Source organism: Rubrimonas sp. (assembly GCF_036788415.1).
In the GTDB taxonomy this organism is placed as follows: Bacteria; Pseudomonadota; Alphaproteobacteria; order Rhodobacterales; family Rhodobacteraceae; genus Rubrimonas.
Genome location: NZ_DAIQNN010000024.1, coordinates 19,859 through 39,786, shown reverse-complemented (window position 1 = coordinate 39,786; position 19,928 = coordinate 19,859). Strand labels below are relative to the sequence as shown.

Sequence of the window (19,928 nt, the reverse complement as noted above, 5' to 3'; positions counted from 1 at the left end):
TCTGGTTCTGGACCTCGCCCATGTTCTTGTTGATGGTCTTGAGGGTCTGCAGCGCAACCATGGCGCTGTTGTTCGTGAGAAGCGACGACATCGCTGGTCTCCATGTCTGAGGGGCGCGTTCGACGCCGCCTGTTCCGGATTGCCGGGGCGGGCCCCCGACGATGAACGCGTCCTTCTGAACGGTGGCGGTTGAAGCCGCCTCGGGTCCTGCTGGGCCGTCGGGAGCAATTCTTCACGGGAAGCGTCAACGCCGCGTTACAGGGTCAATTCTTCGAAAATCCGCCGGTTATTGCTGGAATAGCGCGAGGATGTTCTGCGGCGTCTGGTTGGCGATGTTGAGCGCCTGCACGCCGAGTTGCTGCTGCACCTGCAGCGCCTGAAGGCGCGCCGAGGCGCTCTCCATGTCGGCGTCGACCAGCGCGCCGACGCCTTCGGTGAGGCTGTCGATCATCCGGCCGACGAACCTGTCGGCCGTGTCCATCGCGCCCTGCGCCGAACCGAACTCGGCCGCGGCGCTGATGGCGGCTTCGATGTAGCTCTCCATCGCGCCGAGCGCCGCCGCCGCGCCGACCGCACTCGTCACGTCGAACTTGTCGAGCCCGCGCAGCCGCCCGGTCGGCGTGCCGCCGGAATTCACCTCGACGAGGGCGGTGTAGGCGACGCCGCCCGCGAAGCTCAGCTTGGGCGCAGTCGTCGTCGGGTCGCCGGGGGTCGCGACCGTCACGGTCCCGCCGGTGTCGTCGGGCGCGTCGAGCGACATCTGAAGCGCCAGCCCGCGCACCACGGTGTTGAGCGTGTCGCCGGGGGCGGCGACGTAGATGTAGGTCTTGGGGTCGCCGGCGTCGGGCGTCAGGGTCAGCGCGTAGCTGTCGCCCGTCGCCACTTCGCGCGCGGCGAACTCGAATTCGATCGCCGTCGCCGCCGCCTCGTCTACCGAGCCGGTCTCGGCGGTTGTCGGAACGTAGGCGATTGTCGTCGTCACCGGGTCGGTCCCGGCGGTCCCGTCCTTCGTGGAGAGGTCGTGGGTCTGGAAGCGGACCCAGTCGGGCGAGAGGGTGTCGGCCCCGTCGGGCACCGCCGTTCGGTTGAGCGAGGCAAGCACGTCGACGTCGCGGAAGTCGTTCAGCGCGTTCAGCCCATTGAACTGCGTGCCCGCGACCACGACGCGGACCTGGTCGATCAGCTGATCAACGTCGGCCTGGACCTTGTTTCGGTCGACGTTTTCCTCCTGCGCGGCGACCACGCGCCCCTTGAGCGTGTCGAGCACGCGCGCGACCGTCTCGGCGCCGTCGCGCGCCACGTTCAGCGTCGCCACGCCGAGCGAGAGCGATTCGCTGATCGCCTTGAAGCCGGTCACGTCGCTTTTCATCACGCTCGCGATGCTCCAGAGCGCCGCGTTGTCGCGCGCCGTGGCGATCCTCTTGCCGGTCGAGATCTGGTTCTGGACGTCGCCGAGGTCGCGACCGATGGCGCGCATCGTCTGAAGAGCCACCATCGCGCTGTTATTGGTCAGCAGCGAAGACATGCCGAGCTCCCTCTCGCGGACGGCGCGTTCTCGCCCCGTCGATCCTGCTTCGCCGGCTGCTCCGGCGCGCGCTCCGTCAGTTCCGACATCGGCGGCATGCGCCGCCCAGCTCGTGATGAGCCGCCTTCTTCACGCGTTTCTGCGGGGGATTGTCTGAAAACCCGGTTAATCCCGGGCGCGCTGGCGAAACCGTCGGCGGAACGCTCAGAAGCGGTAGAGGTGCAGCCCCGCGCCCTCGCGGCGCAGCCAGGCGCGGCGCAGGCGGTAGTCGGGCATGAGGCGGGCGACCAGCGCCCAGAAACCCGGACCGTGGTTCATCTCGACCAGATGCGCCGCCTCGTGGACCGCGACATAGGCCTGAACTTCGGGCGGGGCCATCGCCAGCCGCCACGAGAACGCCAGATCGCCCTGCGCCGAGCACGAGCCCCAGCGCGAGCGCGTGTCGCGAAAGGCGATCCGGCGCGGCGTCCGCCCCAGCGCCGCCGCCGCCCGCAGCGCCTCGGGCGCGATCGCGTCGCGGGCGCGCAGTTTCAGAAAGGCCGCCACCGCAGGGCCGGCGACCGCCGGCGCCAGCAGCGCGTCGCCTTCCAGCCGGCACGACCGCAAACCCGGCGCGACCCGCACCTGCGTCATCCGCCCGCCGATCGGAAGCGTCGCGCCGTCGCCAACCGCCACCGCCCGGGGCGCCCGTGCGATCGCGTCGCGCAGCCAGTCGCTGTGGCGCAGGAGGAAGGCGCGGGCCTCGCGCTCGGGGGCGTGGGCGGGGGCTGTCAGGCGCGCTTCGGGGGCGCCGGGCCGCAATGATAGGGTGAAGCGCCGCGCCCGCGCCGAACGGTTCAGCCGCACGGCGATGTCGGGATCGTCGAGCCGTATCACCTCGCCCATCGGCGCGGGCTTCGCCCCCTGCGCGCGGTCAGCCCTTCACCCATTGCCGGCGCGCGCGGATGAAGTCGCGGACGCGCGGCTGGATGTGCTGACGGAAGCGGCTGCCGTTGAAAACGCCGTAATGGCCGACCTTGGGCTGGACGTACTCAGCCTTCTTCTCCGCCGGCAGGTTCTCGCACAGCGTCAACGCGGCCCGGGTCTGGCCGGCCCCGGTGATGTCGTCCTTCTCGCCCTCCACGCAGAACAGTCCGACGTCGCGGACCGCGCGCAGGTCGACCACTTCGTCGCGATGCATCATCTCGTTCTTGGGCAGCGAGTGCTTCTGAAAGACGACTTCGATCGTTTGGAGATAGAACTCCGCCGTAAGATCCATCACGGCGAGATATTCGTCGTAGAAGGCGCGGTGCTGCGCCGCGCCGTCGCCGTCGCCGCGCACGAGGTGGCGGAACTGCTTCACATGCGCGTCGACATGGCGGTTGAGGTTCATCGCCATGAATGAGGAGAGTTGCAGGAAGCCCGGATAGACCCGCCGCATGAAGCCCGGATTGGGGAACGGCACCGTCACGATGCAGTTTTTCTCAAACCACTCGATTGGGCGCGATTCGGCGAGGATGGTCGGCTCGGTCGGGCTGACGCGGCTGTCGATCGGCGAGCCCATCAGTGTCAGCGAGGCGGGGCGGTGGGGCGCTTCATGCGCGCTCATCAGCGCCGTCGCCGCCAGCGCGGGAACGCCGGGCTGGCACACGCCCATAACCGCTGGGCGCTCGCCGTCCTGCGCGAGCACCGCGCAGAACTCCTCAATGTAGTCGATGTAGTCGTCGAGGTCGAAGCGGCCCTGATTGAGCGGCACGTTGCGCGCGTCGATCCAGTCCGTGATGTACACGTCATGTTCGGGCAGCATCGCCTCGACCGTGCCGCGCAACAGCGTCGCGTAATGGCCGGACATCGGCGCGAGAATCAGCACCTTTGGGTCGTGGCGCGCCTCCGCCAACACTGAGTCGCGCCGAAAATGCAGCAGTTCGCAGAACGGCTTGCGGTGCACGACCTCTTCGACGATGGGCGTGGTTTCGCCGGCGATCTCGGTGGTCTCGATGCCGAATTCCGGCTTGCCGTAGCGCCGCGTGGCGTTGACGAACATTTCGAAGGCCGCCGCCGTCGCACGGAAGCCCATGCTGTGGGACAGCGGATTTACCGGGTTGCGAAGCGCCTGCGTGCCCATCTGCGCGGCGACGCGGAACGGACTGATCGCGGCATGTGTCAGCTCATAAGCATGGTAAAGCACGATTATGTCCCGCCTCGTCATGATTTCGATTCATTCATTACCCGCGCAATGCGGCAGCATCAAGCGGCATTCGCAGGTGCGAAAGGCGCGCCGCGCTTTTCGGTCGAGTCGCGAGGCGGGGGCCGTGCGCAGGCTGGGGCTTCTGCGCTTGCGAAACCTTTGACAGGTCGCGTGCGCTGTGGCATCGGCGCTCCTCTTTCAGTCGCCGGGCCGCGCGGGGTGGAACATGGTCAAGCCGGAATGGGGCGTGAAGCGCCTGTGCGCCAGCTGCGGCGCGCGATTCTATGATCTCAACCGCAATCCCGTCGCCTGTCCCGACTGCGGCGCGGCGTTCGATCTCGAGGCGCTGGTGCGCGGGAAGCGTCCGCGCGCGGGCGAGCGCGCCGCCGCCAAGGCGGCGGTCGCCGTCGAGGCCGATCTGGTGGACGACGACGTCGAACTCGACGCGACGGATGACGACGACGACGCGCTGCCGGTCGAGGACGACGACGACGACGCCGGGATCGATGCGGACGTCGTGGCCGAACCGGACGAGGAGGAGGACGACCTCGCCGTCGCCGACGACGTGCTGCTCGAGGACGACGACGACGAGGAGGACGAGGACGGCCTCGGCGAGTTCGGAGACGACGAGGACGACGACGCCCGCCGTTGAGCCTCGGCCCCGGTCGCGTGGGCCGGGGAAGGGCGGTCGCGGGCGCGCCCGCGCCATGCGATCGCCTCTTGCGCGGGGGCGGCGCACTCCGTAGAAAGCGCGGCGTGAACGGCGGCGCGACCTTCGGGGCCATAGCTCAGTTGGGAGAGCGCTTGAATGGCATTCAAGAGGTCAGGGGTTCGACTCCCCTTGGCTCCACCACCCCGGATCGCCGCCGCGACCGAAAGGGCCGCCCCGCAAGGGCGGCCCTTTCGCTTTCCGGCGGGCGCGGCGGCGTCGTCCACGGGCGTCGCAGCGGCCTGCGTCCCTGCGTCTCCTCATCGCGCCGCGTTCCGGCTGTTATTGCCGAGTTCCTCTGTCGACTATATCGTCGCCTCAAAAGACCAACGACGCTTCGGGAGGCTCGAATGCCCTGCTCCAGCTGCGCCCCGCTGATCGACCCCTTCGCACGTCCGATCACCTATTTGCGCGTGTCGGTCACGGACCGCTGCGATTTTCGCTGCGTCTATTGCATGGCGGAGGAGATGACCTTCCTGCCGCGCAAGGATCTGCTGACGCTCGAGGAGCTGACCCGGCTCTGCAACGCCTTCACCGATCTCGGGGTGCGGAAGTTGCGCATCACGGGCGGCGAGCCTCTGGTGCGCCGCGACGTGATGGCGTTCTTCCGGAACATGGGCGAACGCCTCGGAAACGGCCTCGACGAGCTGACGCTGACCACCAACGGCTCCCAGCTGCGCCGCTACGCCCGGGAGCTGGCGGCCTGCGGCGTGAAGCGCGTCAACGTCTCGATCGACACGCTGGACGAGAGGAAGTTCCTCGACGTCACCCGCCGCGGCCGCCTTGCCCAGGTGCTCGACGGGATCGACGCCGCGCAGGAGGCCGGCCTCGCGGTGAAGATCAACGCCGTGGCGCTCAAGGGCTTCAACGACGACGAGATCGTCTCGATGGCCGAGTGGTGCGCCGCGCGCGGCATGGACCTGACCTTCATCGAGGTCATGCCGATGGGCGATCTCGGCAATGAGGACCGTCTCGACCAGTACATGCCGGTCTCCGACGTGCGCGCGCGGCTGGCGCAGCGCTGGCGGCTCACCGACATCCCGCTGCGCACCGGCGGCCCCGCGCGTTACGTCCGCGTCGAGGAGACGGGGGCGCGCATCGGCTTCATCACGCCGCTGACGCATAATTTCTGCGAAGGCTGCAACCGGGTGCGGGTGACCTGCACGGGCACGCTCTACATGTGCCTCGGCCAGGACGACGCCGCCGATCTGCGCGCTCCGCTGCGCGCGCATCCCGACGACGACGCGCCGCTGATCGACGAGATCCGCCGCGCCATCGCCCGCAAGCCCAAGGGCCATGACTTCGATTATTCCCGCCGCGAGGATTGGGGGCAGGTCGCGCGCCACATGAGCGTCACGGGGGGGTGACCCCGGGCGACCGCCCGGCCCGGGCGTCGGCTCAGGCGCGGCGTCCGAGATCGGCGGGGCCGCTGCGGTCCACCGGTTGGCCCGAGGCGTCGTAGCCGCGCAGATGATGATGGGCTTCGAGGATCTCCTCGAGCCGTCGCCGCCCGGCCGCCGCCCCCTGCAGCGCCGCGCCCAGCAATTCGCCGTTGCGCAGCGCCTCAGTGCGGAGCCTCTGCATCATCGGCGCGATGCGGCGGCCTTCGCGCGGGCTGAGTTCGGCGCCGAGCGCGGCCAGACGGGCGTTCTGGCGCTCGCGGTCGGCGGCGGCGCGTTCGAGCAGGGCGAAATCTCCCGCGATCAGCAATTCGCGCTCGCGCACCAGCGCGTCGAGCATCGTGTCGATGAGGCGCAGCGCGCGGTCAGCGGCCATCGCCGAGGCCCTCCTTCTCCAGCAGCGCCTGAAACAGGCGCTCGCCAAGGCCGATCCCGCCGCGCTCGGCCATGAGCTTCGCCTGCTCGCCGGTCAGCATGTCGGCGAAGGCGTCCTCGCCCGCCCCGCCGCCGAAAGCCTCGGGGGTCTTCCCCGCGCCCGCGTGCTTGAGCATCTGGGCGAGGAAAACTGCTTCGAATTCGGTGGCGACGCGCCGCAACTCGGCATGTCGCGCCGACTCCTCGGCGGCGCGGGGCCGGTCGGGGCCGAGCGCCTCGAGGGTCGCGCCGAGCGCTGGGGGACGGACCATGGTCATGCGGCTTCTCCGGATGTCGCCGCGATTCTGCGCCCCGCCGGTAAACGATCTGTAAGGAAGCCGCGCCATCGTTGCGCCCTGACAGAACGCGGGAGAACTCGCCATGACCGACGTCGGACCGCGCGGGATCGCCGCGCTCCTCGCGCCAACCGCGTCGGCGGCGCATGGACGCGAGGCGGCGTCCGATTCGCCCGCCGCGCCGGACGCCGCTGCGGGCGCGGCTTTCGAGGACGCGATGCGCGACGGCGGCCCGCCAGCCGCCGGGCAGGGGCCGGTCGCCGCGCCGCCGTCGAGCGCGGGCACGGGGCCTGCGCCGCGGATCTCGCTCGGTCTCGGCGCGGACATCGCACGCCCGCGCGCTTCCGCGGAGCCGACGATTGCGCCGACGATCGCGGACGCAGCGCCGGACCAGCCGGCGCCGCGCGCGCGCCCTCCGCGCGACCGGCTGTCGGCGATGGGACCGCCCGACGCCGACGAAGCGGTCGCGAGCGCCGCCGCGCCGGTTCAGGGGCTGGCGCAGATCGTCGGTCCGGTGGGGCCGGTGGACCCGGTCGCGGCGACGCCGGCCAGCGCCACGCAGGCCGCCGCTCCGACGATCGCCGCGCTGCGCGCGCCCACCGCCGCCGCTGCGGCCCGCCCGACGGGCGCCGCCTCGGCGCGCGTCGCAGACCTCGTCGCCGCACCGCGCGAGGATGGTCGACAGCCGATCCTCACGGCGTCGGACGCGCCGCGCGCGGCGCGTGGGCAGGGTCGCGCCGCAGGCGACGCCGCAGCGTCCTTCCGCGACGCCGCGAAGGACCTCGCGGCAACTTCCGAGACGCCCGGAACGGCGCCCGCGACTGTCTCCGGTCGCATCGCCGCCGGTCTGACCTGGCAAGGGCTGCGCGGCGACACGGCGCCCACGTCGCTTCAATCTCCGGACGCAGCGCCGCAGGCCTTGGAGACGTCGCGCGCCGCTGCGCCTTCGTCGTCGCCCGCGCCATCGCCGTCGCCCGCGCCGTCGCCCGTCCCGGCGGTTCCGTCCGGCGCTCGGCGCGATCCCGGCCCGCAGGCGCCGCCGCCGCCCACGAGCGCGGACGGTGCGACGACGCCCGTCTCGCCGGTCGCCGCAGCGCCGCAGCCCCAGCCTCAGAGCGTTGCGCCGACGGCGGCGGGCGCGCCGCCCCTCGCCGGCGCCGCCCCGACCCAATCCTCGCGGCGCGCCGAGCCCGCTTCGCGCGCCCAGACGTTCGAAGCGCCGCCGCCGACGGACGGCGCCACGTCCGCGCGGCTCTCTGCGCCGTCCGTGCGGGGCGTCGAAGCGCCCGCCGCGATACTCGCTTTCGAGGAGCGTCTGCTCGCCGTGGCCGATGCCGACGCCGCGCCGGCTCCGCTGGCGAGCGATCCCGCCGCCGCGCGCCGCGCGGAAGGCGGCGTCGCGCCGCTCGGCGGCGATGCCGGCCGCGCCGCAGGCGCCGCGCCCGGCGAGGCCGCGGCCCGCGCCGTCGCGCAGGCCATCGCCCTCTCGCGCGACGCCAACCGGGTCGAATTGCGGCTCGATCCGCCCGAACTCGGCCGCGTCGCCATCGAGTTGCGCTTCGAGGATGGCGGGGTGAGCGCCGCGATCTTCGCCGAGCGCGGCGAGACGCTCGACATGCTCCGTCGCAACGCCGACCTCCTGCAACGCGATCTCGCCCAGGCGGGTTTCGGTCGCGCGGATATCGGTTTCTCCGGCGGTCGACCCGAGTTGGGCTTCGGCGCCGGCTCGGGCGATCGGCCCGGGGGCGGTCGCGCCGAACCCGGAGCGCCGCCCTTGGGAGGCGACGCGCCCGCGCCTGCGAACGCCGCCGCATCCGCGATGCGCGCCGGTGCGCTCGACCGCCTCGACATCCGCCTTTGAGCAGGAGCAAAGACGATGACCGACGTCTCCGCCGTCTCGCCGATCCGCATCCCCGAGAAATCCGACGCGCCCGTCCTGAACGACGAGCCAACGACGGGCCTTTCGGCGGATTTCGACACGTTTCTGATGCTGCTGACCGCCCAGCTGAAGAGCCAGGACCCGCTCCAGCCTATGGAGTCGACCGAGTTCGTCGCGCAGCTCGCCTCCTTCTCGCAGGTCGAGCAGCAGGTGAAGACCAATTCCTCGCTCGACAAGCTGATCGAGAAGCTGTCGGCGTCCAACGCTGGCGCGCTGGCCGACTGGCTGGGGCGCGAGGTGCGCGCGCCGGTTCGCGCGCCCTTCGACGGCGCCCCCATCGCCGCCTATCCGCCGGCGCCGCCTTCCGAGGCGACTGCTGCGGCGATGGTGGTGCGCGACGCGAACGGCGCGCAGGTTGCGGAGATCCCCTTCGCGCCCGGCGACGCCTCGGTGACCTGGTCGGGCGAGAAGGACGATGGCGGAACCGCCGAGCCCGGTCTCTACCGTTTCGAGGCGCGCTACACCGCGCCGGGCGACGTTGTCGAGTTGCGCGACGCCGAAGTTTTCGCTCCGGTGATCGAGGCGCGGCGCGGCGACGCGGGGGTGCGGCTGGTTGTGGCGGGCGGCGAGGAAGTCGCCGCCGACGACGTCGAGGCGGTGCGGCAGGGATCGGCGGCGCGCCCCGGCTGACGGCGCGGCGCTACTGGTCCTGACGCAGGATGTCCACCACGAGCACGTCGCGCACATCCGGCCCCGCGACCTTGCGCGCCGCGATCAGCAGATTGCGGCGCAGGTCGCGCATGACGGGCTGAGCGGTGAAATCGCCGGCGAAGCCGCCCGTATAGGCGTGTTCGAACAGCGTGCGCAGCAGCGCGTCGCGCACCTTGGGTTCGCGTGAGAAAACGTCCTCGACATGGCCGGGCGCGACTTCGAGGCTCAGCGTCAGCACCATCATCGAGGCGACCTGATCCTCGGTGACGACCGGGACGATGAACTGGCGGTCGAGCGTGACGAATTCCGATGCGTCCTTGGGGTCGATCACGGCGACCTCGTAGGGCTCGCCCTGGGCTTCGGCCTCGGCGGCCTCGCAGGTCTCGGGGGGCGCGGGATGGCCGTGCGCGTCGAGACAGGGCGGCGCCTCGCCTTCGGGGGCGGGCTTCATCAGCCAGCCGGCGGCGGCGCCGCCGACCAGCCCCACGATCGCGAGCAGCACGGGAAGCAGCTTTTTCATCGGTCGCTCCGATCAGAAGGGCAGCACCATGTCGAGCACCTGCTGGCCGTAGCGCGGCTGCTGCAGGTCGGTGATCTGGCCGCGCCCGCCATAGACGACGCGGGCGTCGGCGATCTTGTCGTAGGTGATCTCGTTGCGGCGCGAGATGTCCTCGGGCCGGATCACGCCCGCGACCTGCAGGTCGCGCAGTTCGAAGTTCACGCGCATCTCCTGACTGCCGAAGATCACGAGGTGGCCGTTCGGCAGCACGTCGGTCACGGTGGCTGCGATGCGCAGCTCGATCTCCTCCTGGCGCGTCGTCGTGCCCGTCCCTGCGCTGGCGGTGCTCGACCCGAGGCCCACCGCCGGGTTGAGCGTGCCGGCGCCCGGAAGGATGGTGTCGGCGATGCTCGGCAGGCCGAGCAGAGCGGTGATGCTCGCGTCCTCCGAACCGCTGCGGGCGCGGTTGGTCCGGTTGGTCATCTCGGCGCTTTCGTCGAGGTCGATGACGACGGTCAGAATGTCGCCGATGCGGTTGGCGCGGCGGTCGCCGAACAGCGAGCTTTTGCCCGAGCGCCAGAGCGAGCCGACGGCGTAATCCTCGGGCGGGGGCGCGGGGGCGCGCATCGCCAGCGCCGCGCGGGTGGGCGTGATCGGAGCCACCGTCTCGATCTGGCCGCCGGGCGCGGTCATCGAAGGCGGGCGGCCGAGATGGTCGAGCCGCTCGGCGCAGCCCGCGCCGAGCGTCGCGACGGCGAGAAGTGCGATCAGCAGGGTCGCGCGCGTCATCGGCGCACCTCCACCTGTCCGGGGCCGGAGACGATCGCGGTCACCGTCATGCGGCTGTCGAGGTTCATCACGCGCAGCTTCTCCCCGGCGCCGGCGCGCTCGAGCGCGCGCCCCTCCGCCGTTATGGTCAGCGCGCCATGCGCGTAGGTCATCGTCACGATCTGGTTGCGCTCGACCAGCGCGGGCGGGGCGAGATTGGCGGCGATCACCGGATGGCCGCGATAGATGGTCTGGCGCGCCTCGAGCCCGACGGCGTCGGCGGGGTCGGTCACGGCGCCGAAGGCGGGCGCCGCGCCCAAGGCGACATCGCCGGGGCCGATGGTCTCGCCGGCGCGGATCGCGCGCGTGCTCACCAGCGCAGGCGGGTCGAGCGCCGCGACGCCGTCCTGCGCCGGCACGGCCTGCGCGAGCGCCGTGGCGAGCGTCGCGGCGAGGAAGGGCAGGGCGCGTCTCATCGCATCTGCGTGGTTGCGGCGAGCATCTGGTCGGCTGCGGTGACCACCTTGGAGTTCATCTCGTAGCCGCGCTGCGCCTGGATCAGCTCGGTGATCTCCGTGACGGCGTCGACCGAACTCTCCTCCAGATAGCCCTGGCGGACGACACCGCGACCGTCCTCGCCCGGCGCGCCGACATTGGGCGGGCCGGATGCGGCGGTCTCGCGGAACAGGTTCGAGCCGATCGGCTCCAGCCCGCGTTCGTTGACGAAATCCACGAGCGTGATCTGGCCCAGAAGCTGCGGCTGCACCTGATCGTCGAAGATCGCGTACACCTCGCCGTCCTTGTTGACGGTGACGCGCCGCGTGTCCCCGGGGATGACGATGTTGGGCGTCAGGGCATAGCCTTCGCTGGTGACCAGCTGCCCGTCGCCGGTGCGCTTGAAGGAGCCGTCGCGCGTATAGACCGGCTCGCCGTTCGGCGCTTCGATCTCGAACCAGCCCTTGCCGTCGATGGCTAAGTCGAGTTCGGCGTCGGTGGCCTTCATGGCGCCCTGCACGACGTCGAAAGTGACGGCGGAGGGGCGCACGCCCATGCCGATCTGCACGCCCGCCGGCAGGATCGTGCCGTCCGCGGCGTTCACCGTGCCGGCGAGCCGCGGCTGCTGGTAGAGCAGGTCGGCGAATTCGGCCCGCCGCGCCGAGTAGGCGGTGGTGGACATGTTGGCGAGGTTGTTGGAGATGACCTCGACGCGGGTCTGCTGGGCGGCCATGCCGGTCGCGGCGATGTTCAGGGCGCGCATGGGCGGTCTCCTTTGCTGCGTGTCAGGCGCTGCGTCCGATGGTCTGGATCGCGTCGGTGAGGCGGCTATCCTCCTGATCGAGGAAGGACTGGCCGAGCTCGTAGGCGCGCTGCACTTCGATCATCCGGGCCATCTCGCGCACGGGGTCGACATTGCTCTGCTCGATGAACCCCTGCAGCACGCGGGCCGCGGGCGCCTCGTTGACCGCGCCGTCGCTCCGGAACAGCACGCCGTCCTCGCGCAGCAGGTCGGCGGGATCGGCGGTGAAGACGCCGATGCGGGCGATGTCGACCCCGTCCACCGCGACGGTGCCGTCGGCGGCGATGGCGATTGCGCCGGCGTCGCCGGGGATGTTCAGCGGAGCGCCGCCATTGTCGAGCACCTGGTGCCCGTCGAGGGTCACCACGTCGCCCTCGGGGTTGAGCGAGAACACGCCGTTGCGCGTGAGGCGGGGACCGTCCGGCGTCTGCACCTGGAAGAATCCCTCGCCCTCGATGGCGAGGTCGAGCGGCCCGGCGGTGGCGCGGAAGCCGCCGGGCGCGTCGTCGGTGACATGGGCGCGCGGCGCGGCCATGGCGAGCGCGCCGCCGTCGACATTCGCGGCCTGCAGCACTTCCGCGAAGACCAGCCGCTCGGCGCGGTAGCCGGTCGTCGAGAGGTTGGCGATGTTGTTGGCGACCACGCGGAGCTCGTCGGCGAGCCCTTTCATTCGCGTCAGGCCGATATAGCCGGGATTATCCATCTCCGAGCAGACTCCCCATCAGTTCGCGCCGCCTGCGGGCCTGCTCGAGCGCTTCATTGAGGGCCTGCAGCGTGTCGGACGGCGCTTCGGTCGCGCCGGGGGCGAAGGCTTCGGCGCGGGCGGCGAACTCGGGATCGGCCTGCGCCGCGGCGCGCAGATCCTCGGGCAGGTCGCCCTCGCCAGCCATCCAGGCGGCGAGCAGGCGACGGTCGACATCGCCCGTCTTCGCCGCGCGCTCCCAGTTTCCCGCAAGCCATGCGTAGCGGGCCTCGAGCGCGGCGTCCCCGCTCGCCGCAGCTGCGGCGACCGCCTCGTCATAGAGGAACTGCGCGGCGAAAGCCTCGGCGCGCAGCCTGCCGGCCTCGGGCGCCGCCATGTCGCCGAGATGCTCGAGGGCGCGTTCGGGCGCGCCGGCGGCGAGGGCGGCGGCCCCGGCGGCGATGCGGGCGGCGGCGTCGCCGCGCGCGAGCGCGGGGCGCAGCAGGTCTTCGGCGAGATTGCCGAGCTCCATCGCCGCGAGGTTGCGCGCGACCGCCACCCGCGCCCGGTCGCCCTCCGGCCCGTCGCCGACCATGTCCCAATGCGTGAGGGCGGTCTCGGCGTAGGCGCCGGCCTCGGTCGGGTCGGGCTTGTAGTCGACCAGCATGTCGCGGGCGGCGATTTCGGCGCGGGCGCGGTCGCCGGCGCGATCGGATAGTCGGCGCAGCGCCCCGAGCGCCGGCGCGAGCCCTTCGCTGGCCGCCCGCGCGCCCGCCGCCGCGGCGAGAAGACGGCGGCCGAGCAGGCTGTCGCGCTGGCTGAAGGCGACTGCCTCCATGTCCTCGGCGAGCCCCGGCGGCGATGCGACGCCGCGCGCCACGCGCATCTCGGCCAGCCGGATCATCGCCTCGACGCCGGCGGGGGTGTTGTGCGCGATCAGCGGCAGAAGCATCGCTTCCGCGCGGCGATGGTCGCCGCGCGCGAAGTCGATGCGCGCGAGCAGCACCGCGACCATCGCGTCGCCTTCGGGCGGTTCGGGTTCGGAGCGGGCGACGACGCCGACCACCGCCTCCGCCAGATCGACTTCGCCCGCGTCGAGCGCAGCCTGCGCGACGGGCAGCGCGAGGGCGGCGCGCAGGTTCGGCGGCGTCTCGGCGATGGCCGCGCGCAGCGCGACGACGTCGAGTGCGGCCACGTCGAGCGTTCCGCCGAGCGCGCGCGCCGAGGCGCCCCAGAGCCCGTGCAGGCCGGGGCAATCCGCCCCTTGCGCCAGCTCGCCGGCGCTCGGCGGAGCGTCGCCGTCGATCAACGCGGCCATCTCCATCAGCTGCGGCGGCGGCGCGACATGCGCCGAGAACGCCGTGAGGGCGGCCCGGGCCTCGACGCCGAAACCGTATCGGATCAAGAGCTTGGCGTAACCGAGGACGGCGCCGGCGTTCGGCGCGTCGAACTCGCCGATCAAGGCCCGGCGCCCTTCGCCGACCTGAAGGTCGAAGGCCGCGTCGCTCGCCCAGCGCTCCACGTCGAAGGCGGCGTCGGCGAGGCAGTGCGCCGGCGTCTCCGGCTTCGCGGCGCCGGGCGACCCGCGTCCCCGCTCGGCGGCGATGTCGATGGCGCTGCGCGCGCGGAGTTGGGTCTCCGCCAGCGCCGTCTCGGACGGGACCTTGGAGACGGCGTCCCCCTCCTCCGCCGCGCTCTCGCCCGTTGTCTCCGGCGGCGCCTCGGGAGTCTCGCGCAGGGTCAGCAAACCCTGCTCGGCGGCGCGCGTGAGTTGCTTGAGCAGCGCCTGACGGGCCTGCTCGATGGCGTCGTCGGTCGGCGCGGTCTCGCCGGCGACGTCCTCGAGTTTGAGCGGGGCGTCGGGCCGTTCCTCGGCGGTCTGCGCTGGTTCCAGCGCCGATTCGGGGGCGGCCTGAACCGCTTCGGCGAGAGCGAGGGGCGGAAGCTCCGGCGCCACCTGCGCTTCGGGCGCGGGCGTGGCGGGGGCGACTGAGCTCGCAGGCGACGGCGGCGCGGCAGCGCGCGCCGGAGAGGCCGGGGCGGGTCTCGCGCGCGGCGCACGCGCGGTCGCCGAGGGGGCCGCCGCGGGGGCCGCTGCCTGCGCGCTCCGCGTGGGCGCGGGTTCAGCGGCTTCGGCCTCGGCCGCCGCGATCCGCGGGGCCGGCGGTTTGGCGCCGTTGGCGGAGATGTCGAGCACGACGCGCCCGTCGGCCATCCGGGTCTCCCGCGCCCCGCACTCGCAGCGCAGGCGCACCGTGAGCACTGCGCCCGCCGGCGCGGAGGCGCCGGCGAAGCCCGCGACGCGGCTCAGCCCCGCCGCGCGTTGGGCGACGCCAAGGTCGAAACCGCCCGCCTGCGGCATCAGCACGACGAGCGCGTCGCCCGCCACGCCCCATTCGAAGGGTGCGCCCGGGGCCGCGTCGATCACGAGCCGCGTATAGTCGGGATGCTCGCCCGCGCGCACGCGCACGCTCTGCTGCGCCTGCGCGCCCGGCGCGGCGAGGGCCAGCGCCGCCAGCGCCGCGAGCGCCGCGGCCGTTCCGCGCCGCGCGGTCATGGCGTCACCCCGGCGCGGGTCTGGCTGAGCGCCTCCTCGAGTTCGGCGAAGCTCGGCCGCCAGTCGCGCGGCGCGTTCTGGCGCCCGACCTCGACGCAGATGTCGACGGCGTGCTTGTGCAGATTGGCGACCAGCACTTCGCGGATCAGCGTGTAGAACTGGTGCTCGGCCTCCGCGATCTGCTTCAGCTTCGCGGCGAAGGGACCGACGAAGCCATAGGCGAGGAACACCCCGAGGAACGTTCCCACCAGCGCGCCGCCGATCATCTGGCCGAGGATCTCGGGCGGCTTGTCGATCGAGGCCATCGTCTTGACCACGCCGAGCACCGCCGCGACGATTCCGAGCGCCGGCAGCCCGTCGGCCATGGTCTGCATCGCATGCGAGGAATGCAGCGAATGGTGCAGCTTGCTCTCGAGCTGCTTCTCGATGACCTCTTCGACCTGGTGAGGGTCGTCGTAGTTCATCGAGGCCGAGCGCATCGTGTCGCAGATCAGGTCGACCGCCGCCGCATCAGCCTGAATTTTGGGATAGCGCGAGAAGATCGCGCTGCTTTGCGGGTCCTCGATGTGCTCTTCGAGTTCGACCGGGGCCTGGCGCGCCACGCGCAACAGTTCGAACAGCAGGCACAGCAGGTCGCGCACGTCCTTGGAGGACCATTTGGGGCCCTTGAACACCTTGCCGACGTCCTTGAGCGTGTGTTTGGCGACGTCGCCCGGATTGCCGATCAGGAACGCCCCGATCGCCGCGCCGAAGATGATCATCAGCTCGTAGGGCAGCGCGTGCAGGATGATATCCATCTTGCCGCCGGCGAGCGTGTAGCCGCCGAAGACCATCGCGAAGACCAGCACGATCCCGATGACGCCGCCCATTCTGGACCCCTCTCAGCGCGCCGCGGGAGCGGGAGGGCGCCCGCCCGACGCGTTCGGAGCTTTCCGCGCCGCGCATGAAGATTCCCTGAACCGCTGCGGCATGGCGTCCCTCACTGGTTCGGCACGCCGGCATGCCGGCCCGCCATCACCGCCGTGATCGCGTAGGCGATGTCCTCGCGCATCGCGGCCATGATCCCGGCGGCGCTGTCGGCGCGCATGCGCGCGAGGAAGCCCGCGGCGAACTCCGGCTCCATCGCGTTGAAGATCGCGGCGGCGTCCTTGGACTTCATCGTCTCGTACACCGCGACGAGCTGCGCGATGTCGCGCTCCGAGGCCCCGTCGGCGATGGCGAGCGTGGCGGCGAGCTTGCGCTCCGCCTCCTCGAGCCGCTTGATCTCGGCGCGGATGCGCGCCTCCGCGACCTCGAGCAACGTCTCGCGCTCGGCGACGCGCAGCTCGCGCCGGTCGAGCTCCGCGGCGCGCTCGCGGATCGCGATCAGCAGCGGCCCCGGGGGCGCCGCGCATTCCTCAGCCTGCGCGCTAAGGCCTTTCGGCATATCGGAAGGCGCGGCGGGCGGCAGAACCGTCGGCTCGGGCGGGCGGAGCGCGTCCAGCTCGGCCTGCGCCGCAGCGCCGAGATTTTGCGCCGTCGCCATGCCGACCTCGCCCAGCCGGGTCGCGGCCGAGGCCGTGAAGCACATTGCGATGAACAGCAGCGCGCGCGCCGGGCGGGCGGGACGGGCGATCATCGCCTGAGCTCCTCGTCATGGGTTCGTCCACCCGCTGCGCGCTGCTCCGCGGCCCAGCGGAGCGCTGCGCGCATGTCGGCTTCGGCGGGCGGCGCCTCGCGCGGGCGCGACGGCGCCGGCGGGTCTTCGGGGCGTTCGATCTCGGCCAGGCGCGCCGCAGCATCCTCCCGGGCGGCCGCTGCGAGGCCCGCCGCCCGGGCTGCGGCGCGGTCCGGCCGCGGGTCGATCGGACGGCGCGAGCCGCCTTCATGCAGCGAGGCGAGAAGCAGTTCGAGCCGCCCCGCCGCCATCTCCGCCCGCGCGGTCAACTGGCCGATCTCGCGCGCCTTCTCGCCCGAAACCGATTTGGCCGCCTCCAGCGAAGCCCGCAGCTCGTCAACCTGCCGCGACAGCGCGGCGATGGCGGCGCCGAGCCCGCTGTCGAGCTCCTTCAGCGCGCCGAGGCGGCGGGCGAGCAGCCGGCAATAGGCGGCGGCGCCGACGGCCCCGGCGATCAGCAGCGCGTCCGAGATCAGTTCCATGATGCCGGCTCCCTTCTGGGCGCCCGAGGCCGCGTCGGCGCTCAGCGCATGATGAACTCCGCGACCAGCAGGTCGCGGACCTTGCCTTCGCCCATCACCACCTGGACGCGGCGCAGCATCTGCGCGCGCATGCGCAGGAGCGCGGCGGGGTCTTCGATGTCCGAAGGCTCGACGGCGCGCAGGTAAGTGTTGAGCACGTCCACGGCGCGTGGCGTCAGCAGCGCCACCGCGTCATGCGCGCCGGGTTCGACTTCGAGCTGGGCGGCGAATTGCAGATGCCGCAACGCCTCCCCGCGGCCGACGGTCACGATGATCGGATCGAGCGGCAGGAAGGCGGTCGTCGGCAGAGGCTCGGCGAATTTGGCGGCTTCGCCATGAGGCTTGGGCTCCTTCTCGGGCAGCGGCAGCGCCAGCATCCCCGAATAGACCGCGTAGAACGACCCGCCGCCGCAGACGAGCATCAGCACGACCCCCACGATCAGGCCCATTTTGCCGCCCTTGGGCTTCTTCGCGCTGTCCTCGGACATCGGTCCCGCTTTCGGTGCGCGCCGCGATCCGGCGCCGTGACGCGGGGGGCTGTCGCGCCCTCCTGACGCCGCACCTAACCGATGAGGGTTAAACGGCTTGTTAAATGGAAAGTCCCAAATGTCGCCGCGGGCGCCGGCTTTGCGGCCTGCGCCGCCCCCTTGGTCGGGATGCGCGTCTTGGGTCGGTTCGCAAACGTCTGGTTCTCGCTCCAGCCCCGGCAGCGTCTGATCGGCGTCCTCGCCCTCATGGCGCTGATCGCTGCGGTGATCGGCCTGGCGCAAAGCGCCCGCACGCCCTCGATGGCGACGCTCTATTCCGGGCTCGAACCAGCCGCGGCGGGCGAAGTCGCGGCGGCGGTCGAGGCGATGGGCGTGGCCGTGCAGGCGCAGGGCTCGACCGTGCTGGTCCCCGCCAGCGAGCGCGACCGGGTGCGCATGGCGCTCGCCGCCGAGGGGCTGCCGCGCAACGGCCCCGCCGGTTACGAGATCCTCGACGGCATGGACGGCTTCGGCACGAGTTCGGAGATGTTCGAGGCGACCTATTGGCGCGCCAAGGAGGGCGAACTCGCCCGCACGCTGCTCGCCTCGCCCGGCGTGCGCACGGCGCGGGTGCACATCGCCAACACGGTCGGGCGGCCCTTCCAGCGCGGCGCGCAGCCGAGCGCTTCCGTCACCGTCCAGATGTCCTATGGCGCGCTGAGCGCGTCGCAGGCCGAGGCGATGCGCTACCTCGTCGCCTCCGCCGTGGCCGGCCTGTCGCCCGAGCGCGTCTCGGTGATCGACGCGGCGCATGGCGCGGTGCTGCGGATGGGCGAATCGGGCGGCGACGCCGATGCGCAGCTGCCGGGGTCGGCGCGCGAGGCGGCGCTGCGCGCGGAGGTGGAGCGGCTGCTGGCCGCGCGCGTCGGAGACGGGCGCGCCATCGTCACCGTCTCGGTCGACACCGTGCTCGAGAGTCAGACCATCGTCGAGCGCAGCGTCGATCCGCAGAGCCGGGTCGTGATCAGCAGCGACACGCGCGAGGTCACCGAGACGTCCAGCGGCAATGGCGGCGCGGCGACGGTCGCCTCGAACCTGCCGCAGGGGCAGGCTGCTGGGGGCGAGTCGCAGGCCCAGCGCGCCGAAACCGAGGAGCGCGTGAACTACGAAGTCTCCGAGACCCGTCGCGAGACGATCCGCCGCGCAGGCGACGTCAGGCGACTGACCGTGGCGGTGCTGGTCGACGGCGTCAGCGCGCCGGGCGACGACGGCGAGCCGGTCTGGACGCCACGTCCGCAGGCCGAGCTCGACCAGTTGCGCGAACTGGTGCGCGCCGCCGTCGGCTTCAACGCCGAGCGCGGCGACGTGGTGACGGTCGAGACGCTGCAATTCGCCGCCCGCGCCGCGGAGGGGACGGTCGCCCATGCCGGCGTGACCGAGTTCCTGTCGCGCAACGCGATGTCGCTGATCCAGACGGGTCTGCTCGCCATCGTGGCGCTGGGCCTCGCCTTCTTCGTGCTGCGCCCGCTGATGAAGGCGGCGGGCGAGCAGGCCGACATGCCCGAGCGTCTGCCCCCCTCGCTCGACTTCCGCGAGGCCGACGAGTTCAACGTCGGCGAGCCGGTCGACCGCCTGTCGCTGCTGCGCATGGCCTTTCAGGAGCAGAAGGAAGACAGCGCCAACGTCCTGCGCAGCTGGCTCGAGCGCGACGTGCAGGACAACGTGGACGACGAGCGCGAGAAGGAGCCGACATGAAGCCCCTTCGCCTGCGGCTCGAGAATTTCGGCTCCGACCCCGCCGGGGCCGACAGCGATTCGCGCCGCGAGCTCGACGAGGCGGTCGCGCGGGCGCGCGGCGAGGGCCATGCGTCGGGTTACGCCGAAGGCTTCGCCGCCGCCGACGCGACCGCCGAGGCCGAGAATCGCCGCGCCGTCATCGCGCTGGTCGAAAGCCTGCGCGACCTCGATCTCGACTGGCGGGCCGCGCGCGCGGAGGCGATCGCGGCGCTGGGGCCGGTGCTGGCCGCCGTTGCGGGCGCCGTCGCGCCCGAGGCGGCGCGGCGGGGTCTCGCCGAGGCGCTGGAGCGCGCAGTCGCCGAGCGGCTGGCGAGCGCGCCGCAGGCCCGCCTCGTCGCGCGCTGCGCGCCGGAGCATTTCGACGGCCTCGCCCTGCGGCTGGGCGATCAGGTCGAGTTGCGCGCCGACCCGGCGCTGTCGGGCGCGCAGGCGCGGCTCGACTGGGACGGCGGCGGCGCCGCCTACGACGCCGAAGCCTGCGCGCGCGCCGCGCTGAGGGCGATCGACGAATTCTTCGCAGAAGCTGAAGAGGAGATGCGACATGTCGGATGACGAAACGGGTTTCGGCGTGACCGAATCTCAG

21 protein-coding genes and 1 tRNA gene are annotated in these 19,928 nt (G+C 72.1%); 7 read left to right on the top strand and 15 right to left on the bottom strand.

All coding sequences use genetic code 11. From position 1 onward, the window contains the following. Nucleotides 1-286 precede the first annotated feature (286 nt). The 3 genes from V7Q31_RS08260 to V7Q31_RS08250 form a co-directional block, all read right to left on the bottom strand. Nucleotides 287-1,525 carry a flagellin N-terminal helical domain-containing protein gene (locus tag V7Q31_RS08260; RefSeq protein ID WP_333833219.1) on the bottom strand — a complete coding sequence of 413 codons (1,239 nt, stop codon included), beginning with the start codon at nucleotides 1,523-1,525 and terminating at the stop codon, nucleotides 287-289. Between the two features lie 204 nt (nucleotides 1,526-1,729). Next, complete coding sequence (locus V7Q31_RS08255; RefSeq protein ID WP_333833218.1) at nucleotides 1,730-2,410, bottom strand: M48 family metallopeptidase; 681 nt, start codon at nucleotides 2,408-2,410, stop codon at nucleotides 1,730-1,732. 28 nt (nucleotides 2,411-2,438) lie between these two features. Continuing rightward, on the bottom strand, nucleotides 2,439-3,692 hold the full coding sequence (locus V7Q31_RS08250) for a polyhydroxyalkanoate depolymerase (protein WP_333833217.1): 1,254 nt from the start codon (nucleotides 3,690-3,692) through the stop codon (nucleotides 2,439-2,441). A 226-nt stretch (nucleotides 3,693-3,918) separates the two neighbouring features. Between V7Q31_RS08250 and V7Q31_RS08245 the strand changes: the two genes are divergently transcribed. The 3 genes from V7Q31_RS08245 to moaA all read left to right on the top strand — a co-directional run bounded on the left by V7Q31_RS08245 (nucleotide 3,919) and on the right by moaA (nucleotide 5,768). Then, on the top strand, nucleotides 3,919-4,344 hold the full coding sequence (locus tag V7Q31_RS08245; RefSeq protein ID WP_333833216.1) for a TIGR02300 family protein: 426 nt from the start codon (nucleotides 3,919-3,921) through the stop codon (nucleotides 4,342-4,344). A gap of 125 nt (nucleotides 4,345-4,469) precedes the next feature. Beyond that, a tRNA-Ala gene (locus V7Q31_RS08240) sits at nucleotides 4,470-4,545 on the top strand. Between the two features lie 206 nt (nucleotides 4,546-4,751). Continuing rightward, on the top strand, nucleotides 4,752-5,768 hold the full coding sequence (moaA, locus tag V7Q31_RS08235) for a GTP 3',8-cyclase MoaA (protein WP_333833215.1): 1,017 nt from the start codon (nucleotides 4,752-4,754) through the stop codon (nucleotides 5,766-5,768). Nucleotides 5,769-5,799: 31 nt separating this feature from the next. Here the strand turns inward: moaA and V7Q31_RS08230 are convergent, their stop codons facing one another. After that, on the bottom strand, nucleotides 5,800-6,177 hold the full coding sequence (locus V7Q31_RS08230; RefSeq protein WP_333833214.1) for a hypothetical protein: 378 nt from the start codon (nucleotides 6,175-6,177) through the stop codon (nucleotides 5,800-5,802). Continuing rightward, the gene (locus tag V7Q31_RS08225; RefSeq protein WP_333833213.1) at nucleotides 6,167-6,493 is read right to left on the bottom strand and encodes a rod-binding protein; all 327 of its coding nucleotides are present in this window, start codon (nucleotides 6,491-6,493) and stop codon (nucleotides 6,167-6,169) included. The genes V7Q31_RS08230 and V7Q31_RS08225 overlap by 11 nt, the downstream gene beginning before the upstream one ends. A 103-nt stretch (nucleotides 6,494-6,596) precedes the next feature. Here V7Q31_RS08225 and V7Q31_RS08220 point away from each other — a divergent pair, with 103 nt between their 5' ends. Beyond that, nucleotides 6,597-8,372 (top strand): flagellar hook-length control protein FliK, encoded by a 1,776-nt coding sequence (locus V7Q31_RS08220; RefSeq protein ID WP_333833212.1) that lies wholly within the window; start codon nucleotides 6,597-6,599, stop codon nucleotides 8,370-8,372. A 15-nt stretch (nucleotides 8,373-8,387) separates the two neighbouring features. Further along, entirely contained in the window at nucleotides 8,388-9,080 is a 693-nt protein-coding gene (locus V7Q31_RS08215; RefSeq protein ID WP_333833211.1) for a flagellar hook capping FlgD N-terminal domain-containing protein, read from the top strand. A 10-nt stretch (nucleotides 9,081-9,090) separates the two neighbouring features. Here V7Q31_RS08215 and V7Q31_RS08210 read toward each other — a convergent pair whose 3' ends face one another. The 10 genes from V7Q31_RS08210 to V7Q31_RS08165 form a co-directional block, all read right to left on the bottom strand. After that, nucleotides 9,091-9,621, bottom strand: a complete 531-nt coding sequence (locus tag V7Q31_RS08210) for a flagellar basal body-associated FliL family protein (protein WP_333833210.1) — start codon at nucleotides 9,619-9,621, stop codon at nucleotides 9,091-9,093. A 12-nt stretch (nucleotides 9,622-9,633) separates the two neighbouring features. Beyond that, the gene (gene flgH, locus V7Q31_RS08205; protein ID WP_333833209.1) at nucleotides 9,634-10,389 is read right to left on the bottom strand and encodes a flagellar basal body L-ring protein FlgH; all 756 of its coding nucleotides are present in this window, start codon (nucleotides 10,387-10,389) and stop codon (nucleotides 9,634-9,636) included. Continuing rightward, complete coding sequence (gene flgA / locus V7Q31_RS08200) at nucleotides 10,386-10,844, bottom strand: flagellar basal body P-ring formation chaperone FlgA (RefSeq protein ID WP_333833208.1); 459 nt, start codon at nucleotides 10,842-10,844, stop codon at nucleotides 10,386-10,388. Before flgA ends, flgH begins: the two co-directional genes overlap by 4 nt. Continuing rightward, entirely contained in the window at nucleotides 10,841-11,626 is a 786-nt protein-coding gene (gene flgG, locus V7Q31_RS08195; protein ID WP_333833207.1) for a flagellar basal-body rod protein FlgG, read from the bottom strand. Before flgG ends, flgA begins: the two co-directional genes overlap by 4 nt. A gap of 22 nt (nucleotides 11,627-11,648) precedes the next feature. Next, complete coding sequence (locus V7Q31_RS08190) at nucleotides 11,649-12,368, bottom strand: flagellar hook-basal body complex protein (RefSeq protein ID WP_333833206.1); 720 nt, start codon at nucleotides 12,366-12,368, stop codon at nucleotides 11,649-11,651. Continuing rightward, the gene (locus V7Q31_RS08185; protein ID WP_333833205.1) at nucleotides 12,361-14,904 is read right to left on the bottom strand and encodes a hypothetical protein; all 2,544 of its coding nucleotides are present in this window, start codon (nucleotides 14,902-14,904) and stop codon (nucleotides 12,361-12,363) included. Before V7Q31_RS08185 ends, V7Q31_RS08190 begins: the two co-directional genes overlap by 8 nt. Beyond that, complete coding sequence (motA, locus tag V7Q31_RS08180; RefSeq protein WP_333833204.1) at nucleotides 14,901-15,773, bottom strand: flagellar motor stator protein MotA; 873 nt, start codon at nucleotides 15,771-15,773, stop codon at nucleotides 14,901-14,903. The genes V7Q31_RS08185 and motA overlap by 4 nt, the downstream gene beginning before the upstream one ends. A gap of 110 nt (nucleotides 15,774-15,883) precedes the next feature. Next, nucleotides 15,884-16,522 (bottom strand): MotE family protein, encoded by a 639-nt coding sequence (locus V7Q31_RS08175; protein ID WP_333833203.1) that lies wholly within the window; start codon nucleotides 16,520-16,522, stop codon nucleotides 15,884-15,886. Beyond that, nucleotides 16,519-17,043 carry a hypothetical protein gene (locus V7Q31_RS08170; protein WP_333833202.1) on the bottom strand — a complete coding sequence of 175 codons (525 nt, stop codon included), beginning with the start codon at nucleotides 17,041-17,043 and terminating at the stop codon, nucleotides 16,519-16,521. The genes V7Q31_RS08175 and V7Q31_RS08170 overlap by 4 nt, the downstream gene beginning before the upstream one ends. 41 nt (nucleotides 17,044-17,084) lie before the next feature. Beyond that, nucleotides 17,085-17,570 carry a flagellar basal body-associated FliL family protein gene (locus tag V7Q31_RS08165; protein WP_333833201.1) on the bottom strand — a complete coding sequence of 162 codons (486 nt, stop codon included), beginning with the start codon at nucleotides 17,568-17,570 and terminating at the stop codon, nucleotides 17,085-17,087. A 168-nt stretch (nucleotides 17,571-17,738) separates the two neighbouring features. Here V7Q31_RS08165 and fliF point away from each other — a divergent pair, with 168 nt between their 5' ends. Together fliF and V7Q31_RS08155 are read left to right on the top strand one after the other, a co-directional pair. After that, nucleotides 17,739-19,304, top strand: coding sequence for a flagellar basal-body MS-ring/collar protein FliF (fliF, locus tag V7Q31_RS08160; protein ID WP_442976419.1), 1,566 nt, complete (start codon nucleotides 17,739-17,741; stop codon nucleotides 19,302-19,304). Then, nucleotides 19,301-19,897, top strand: coding sequence for a hypothetical protein (locus tag V7Q31_RS08155; protein ID WP_333833199.1), 597 nt, complete (start codon nucleotides 19,301-19,303; stop codon nucleotides 19,895-19,897). The genes fliF and V7Q31_RS08155 overlap by 4 nt, the downstream gene beginning before the upstream one ends. Nucleotides 19,898-19,928: the final 31 nt, after the last annotated feature.